General features: G+C 71.1%; 6 protein-coding genes. 2 read left to right on the plus strand and 4 right to left on the minus strand.

Features of this window, described 5'->3' with window-relative positions:
- Positions 1–118: 118 nt before the first annotated feature.
- Positions 119–361, minus strand: coding sequence for a DivIVA domain-containing protein (locus C1I93_RS28510; RefSeq protein ID WP_111246354.1), 243 nt, complete (start codon positions 359–361; stop codon positions 119–121).
- Positions 362–597: 236 nt separating this feature from the next.
- On the opposite strand from C1I93_RS28510, the gene C1I93_RS28515 reads away from it, so the two are divergent.
- Complete coding sequence (locus tag C1I93_RS28515) at positions 598–1,479, plus strand: helix-turn-helix domain-containing protein (RefSeq protein WP_111246355.1); 882 nt, start codon at positions 598–600, stop codon at positions 1,477–1,479.
- 4 nt (positions 1,480–1,483) lie between these two features.
- The gene (locus C1I93_RS28520) at positions 1,484–1,666 is read left to right on the plus strand and encodes a DUF397 domain-containing protein (protein ID WP_111246359.1); all 183 of its coding nucleotides are present in this window, start codon (positions 1,484–1,486) and stop codon (positions 1,664–1,666) included.
- Between the two features lie 100 nt (positions 1,667–1,766).
- Here the strand turns inward: C1I93_RS28520 and C1I93_RS28525 are convergent, their stop codons facing one another.
- The 3 genes from C1I93_RS28525 to C1I93_RS28535 form a co-directional block, all read right to left on the minus strand.
- Positions 1,767–2,579 carry an ABC transporter ATP-binding protein gene (locus C1I93_RS28525; RefSeq protein WP_111246356.1) on the minus strand — a complete coding sequence of 271 codons (813 nt, stop codon included), beginning with the start codon at positions 2,577–2,579 and terminating at the stop codon, positions 1,767–1,769.
- 44 nt (positions 2,580–2,623) lie between these two features.
- Complete coding sequence (locus C1I93_RS28530) at positions 2,624–3,670, minus strand: FecCD family ABC transporter permease (protein WP_111246357.1); 1,047 nt, start codon at positions 3,668–3,670, stop codon at positions 2,624–2,626.
- Positions 3,667–4,671: FecCD family ABC transporter permease (locus tag C1I93_RS28535; RefSeq protein WP_258378369.1), on the minus strand; the 1,005-nt coding region annotated here is incomplete at its 5' end. The genes C1I93_RS28535 and C1I93_RS28530, both read right to left, overlap by 4 nt.

Raw genomic sequence — 4,671 nt, forward strand, 5'->3', positions numbered from 1 at the left:
TCCCCGAGGTCATCCGCCGAGCCGACCACCTCTCCCGCGAAGCCCTCCGCCCCCACCGCCTCGTTGATCATGAGGTTGACGGCGAAGTCGATCTCCTCAACTGCCGGCAACCTCATGGTCAACCAGACGGGTAGTGGGGGTGGCCGGCCTGGTGGGACTGCCATCGCCGCAGCGCTCGGCGCAGGCGTTCGGCCTCGGTGTTGGCGGTGGTCAGCTCGCGGCGCAGGCGTTCCAGTTCGTCGGCGACCTGGTTGAGGTAGTCGTACACCTGAACGGGGTCGAGGCCGCGCGGGCGGATGGTGGTGAAGGTGATGGCGCGGACCTGTTGGGGAAGCGGGCGTTGCTCGCTCGAATTGATCATCGGTGGGCCGCTTTCTGCTTGACCGAATCCATGATCGTCCAACCATCGATTGTGGATGTGCCGGGGCGGGTGCCGGGATGAGGATTCAGGGAAAGGCACCCGCCCCGGTTGTGACGGCCGGGGGATTGGCCGGTCATCAACGATCCTGAGTTTCCTGCTGGCCCTGCGCAATCTTCTGCGGAAGAATTCGGACCAAGGGATGAGGAGCCTTACGCGACGACCGTAAAGGAGATGACGTGGACGACTCGGGAAGCACCGTCCCGCGTAGGCAACTCGGCAGATATCTGAGAGAGCTTCGCGAAAGCGCGCACGTAACGGTGGTCGCAGCCGCGAAGGAACTCGAATGGTCGTCGCCGCGAATTTGGCGGTACGAAACCGGCCAGGTCCCCGTGCATCCGAACGACGTAGCGGCCATGTGTCGGGTCTACGGCGCGGCTCCCGAGACCACCCAAACCTTGCGCGCGTTGGCCCGGGAAACCAAGGCGCACGGCTGGTGGCACAGCTACGGAGAGGCGATCGAGGACTGGTTCAAGCTCTACGTCGGCCTGGAAGCCGCCGCAACCAAAATCCGCAAGTACGAGGCCAACCTGATCCCCGGGCTGTTGCAGACGGTCGAATACACGCGGGAGTTGATCGCCACCGACCAGCCCGATCTATCAGAGGCGGAGCAACAGGCCAAGGTGGATGTCCGTCTCCGTAGACAACGGCTGCTGGTTCGGGCGGTGCCCCGGGCGCCCTACTACGACGTGATCCTCAACGAGGGTGTGCTGCGCCGCCCGCTGCGAGACCGGTCGGCCATGGCCCGACAACTCGATGGGCTGGTGGTGGCGAGCCAGCAGCACAACATCAACATCCGGGTGCTTCTCCTGTCCGCCGGATTGTTCCGCTGGGCTGACACGGGCACCTTCACCATGCTCGACTTCCCTACCGAGGTGCGTGAGCCGGAGCCGACCACAATCTATATGGACGGGCCCTGCGGTGCGGTCTACCTTGACAAGCCCTACGAAATCCAGACCTACGAGGATGCCTGGCGTTCGCTCGGCGAGCGGGCGCTCGACGTCGATGAGTCCCGTGAGCTGATCACGGCGATCGCGAAGGAGATGACCCATGAAGCGTGACGGGGTGTGGCGCACGTCGTCCCGATCCGGCAGTAACGGTGAGTGTGTCGAGGTGGCGGGGTTCGCTGACGCGGTTGGCGTACGCGACAGCAAGGATCGGCAGGGTCCGGCGCTGAGCTTTGCTCCCGCGAGCTGGACCCGGTTCGTCGCCGCCAGCCGCATCGATGCACTCGACGCCCACGCCTGAGCCTGCGCTGAGATCGTCCGGTGCCAGCCATCGTCGGGCTGGCACCGGAACCGTGCCCGGGTGACACCCTGCGCCGCCGTGACCCGCCTGGGCTGGCCGGTCAGCGCGGTCCAAGCGAGGGATGCGGGCGGGTCGGCTCGGGAAAGACCGCGGGCGTCCCCGTCACCGGATCGGGGACGATCCGGCAGCGCAGCCCGAACACGTCGGCGACGAGGTCCGGGGTGAGCACCGTCGACGGGTGACCGGTCTCGGTGATCCGGCCGTCGCGCAGCACCACCAGGTCGGTGGCGAAGCGGGCCGCCTGGTTGAGGTCGTGTAGCACGGCGACCACGGTCCGGCCGCTGGCGTGCAGCTCGGCGAGCAGGTCGAGGACCTCGTACTGGTGGGCGATGTCGAGGTAGGTGGTCGGCTCGTCGAGCAGCAGGACCGGGGTGTCCTGCGCCAGCAGCATGGCCAGCCAGGCGCGTTGCCGTTGACCGCCGGAGAGTTCGGCCAGCACCCGGTCGCCGAACTCGGCGGTTCCGGTGACCGTCAGCGCGTCGGTGACCGCCTGGTCGTCCTGCGATGTCCAGCGGCTCAACGCCGATCGGTGCGGATGCCGGCCGCGCAGCACCAGATCGGTGACGGTCATCCCGGCCGGTGCCTCGATGCCCTGGGGGAGCAGCCCGACGGTGCGGGCGTACTGCCGTCGGCTGTATGCGCGGGTGTCACGGCCGAGGACGGCGATGCGGCCTTCGCTCGGCCGCAGCACCCGGGCGATGGTGCGCAGCAGGGTCGACTTGCCGCAACCGTTGGGTCCGATGAAGACGGTGAAGCTGCCGTCGGCGATCCGCAGGGAGACGTCCCGGCACACGGTGCGGCGGTCGTAGCCGACGGTGACCGAGTCCAGTTCGATCGCGGGTGGGGTGCTCATTGTTGCCTCCGGAGCGGCGGGTGCGGTCTGCGGCAGGGGATGGCTCACCGGGATCTCCCGCGCCAGGTCCAGGCCAGGACGAGCGCGAGGTAACCGCCGCCGAGGACGCCGGTGACCGCGCCGACGGGCAGTTGCTGCCCGGGGATGAGTCGTTGGGCGAGTTGGTCGGCGGCGAGCAGCAGGGCGGCACCGAGTACCGCGCTGGTGGTCACCAGCGGAGCGGCGACCCGGGTGACCCGGCGGGCCAGGTGCGGGGCGGCCAGCGCGACGAAGCCGACCGGTCCGGCACCGGCGACACCGACGGCGGTGAGCGCGACCGCCAGGGCCGTCGCGGTGAGGCGTTGCCGGCGGACGGGTACGCCGAGACTGAGCGCCTTCTCGTCGCCGGTCTCGATGAGTCGCAGCCCCCGGGCGACCACGACGGCGAGTGGCAGCAGCACGGTGAGCGCGCCGAGCAGCAGCGGCAGATGTGCGCCGCTGCCGTTGAGGCTGCCGACGAGCCAGACTGCGGCGTTCTGCGCGTCGGTCACCTCGGCGCGGGTCAGCAGGTACGCGTTGACCGAGGTGAGCAGCGCGGACAGGCCGATGCCGACCAGGATGAGGCGCTGCCCGGTCCCGCCGAGCAGCAGTGCCGTCGCGGCGACGGCGGCACCGCCGAGTGCCGTGCCCACCGCCGGGGTGAGCGAGGTGCCGTCGAGCACCAGCAGGACGACGAGGGCGCCGGTGGCCGCGCCGACGGTGAAGCCGACGATGTCGGGGCTACCGAGCGGGTTGCGGCTGGCGCTCTGGAAGAGGGCACCGGCACCGCCGAGAGCCGCCCCGACGGTGAGGGCGGTGCCGATGCGGGGCAGCCGCAACTCAAGCAGGACGAACCGCAGGCCGGGGTCGCCGCCACCGGTCAGCACCGGCCACAGGTCGGCCAGCGGGGTGGCGTACCGGCCGCTGGCCAGCGCACCGACGGCCAGGCCGGCGCTGAGCATCAGCACGACGAGGCAGGTCAGGACGGCGCGGCGGGTGTGCCGACGAAGGGTGCGTCGGCCCGGCCCGAGGGTCGGGCCGAGGGTTGGGCCGAGGGGCGGGGCGGTGGTCACAGTCGGGGAATCCTTCGGGCGCGGACCAGGGCGATGAACACCGGGGCGCCGATGGCGCCCATGACGATGGCGACCTCGATCTCGCCGGGTCGGGCCACGAGCCGGCCGATCACGTCGGCGACGATCAGCAGGATCGGGCCGAGTAGGCAGCTGTAGGCGACGATCCAGCCGAGCCGTGGGCCGCAGATCGCGCGGGCGGCGTGGGGGACGGCGAGTCCGAGGAAGCCGATGGGCCCGGCCACGGCGGTCGCGCCGCCACAGAGCAGGGTGGTGGCGATCAACGCGAGCAGCCGGGTGCGGCCGGGGTTGACCCCCAGGGCGCTGCCGCTGTCGTCGCCGAAGCGCAGCACGTCCAGCGGCCGGATCACGGCCACCGTGACCGCCAGGCCGGCGAGCAGGGCCGGTGCCGCCGTGACCAGGGCGGAGAGCGGCTGATCGGCGAGGCTGCCGACGGACCAGAACCGGTATCTGTCGAATGCGGTCTGGTCCAGCAGGGTGACGCCGGCGATGGCGCCGGTCAGGCAGGCGCCGACGGCGGCACCGGCCAGGACCAGCCGGCCGTCGTCGGCCGTACCCGGGCCCCGGGCGCCGCCGATGACGGTGACCAGGGTGGCGGCGAGGCCCGCGCCGAGCAGGGCGAGCAGGAGGTGACCGCGCTGGCTGCCGACTCCGGCGAGGATGCCGGCGACCACGGCGGCGGCGGCACCGGCGTTGACGCCCAGCAGCCCGGGGTCGGCGAGCGGATTGCGGGTCAGCACCTGCATGAGTGCGCCGGCCAGGGCCAGGGCCGCGCCGACGCCAATCGCGATCACCGTGCGGGGCAACCGGACCTGCCAGATGATCAGGCTCGCTTCGCTGTCGCTGTGGGCGACGAGTTCCCGCAACACGGTGCCGACCGGCAGGGGCAGCGCGCCGACGGCGAGGCTGGCCGCGATCGCGACCAGCAGGGCGAGCGCGCAGGCGAGCAGGCCGGCGGCGAGGAGGCGGGGGCGGTGCAAGCC

This window comes from Micromonospora endophytica (genome assembly GCF_003236305.1).
GTDB classification, from domain to species: domain Bacteria; phylum Actinomycetota; class Actinomycetes; order Mycobacteriales; family Micromonosporaceae; genus Micromonospora; species Micromonospora endophytica.

What these genes read in the sequence shown, in the direction of transcription:
- C1I93_RS28510 (WP_111246354.1), bottom strand. Translation starts at nt 361, where the DNA reads ATGATCAATTCGAGCGAGCAACGCCCGCTTCCCCAACAGGTCCGCGCC.
- C1I93_RS28525 (WP_111246356.1), bottom strand. Translation starts at nt 2,579, where the DNA reads ATGAGCACCCCACCCGCGATCGAACTGGACTCGGTCACCGTCGGCTAC.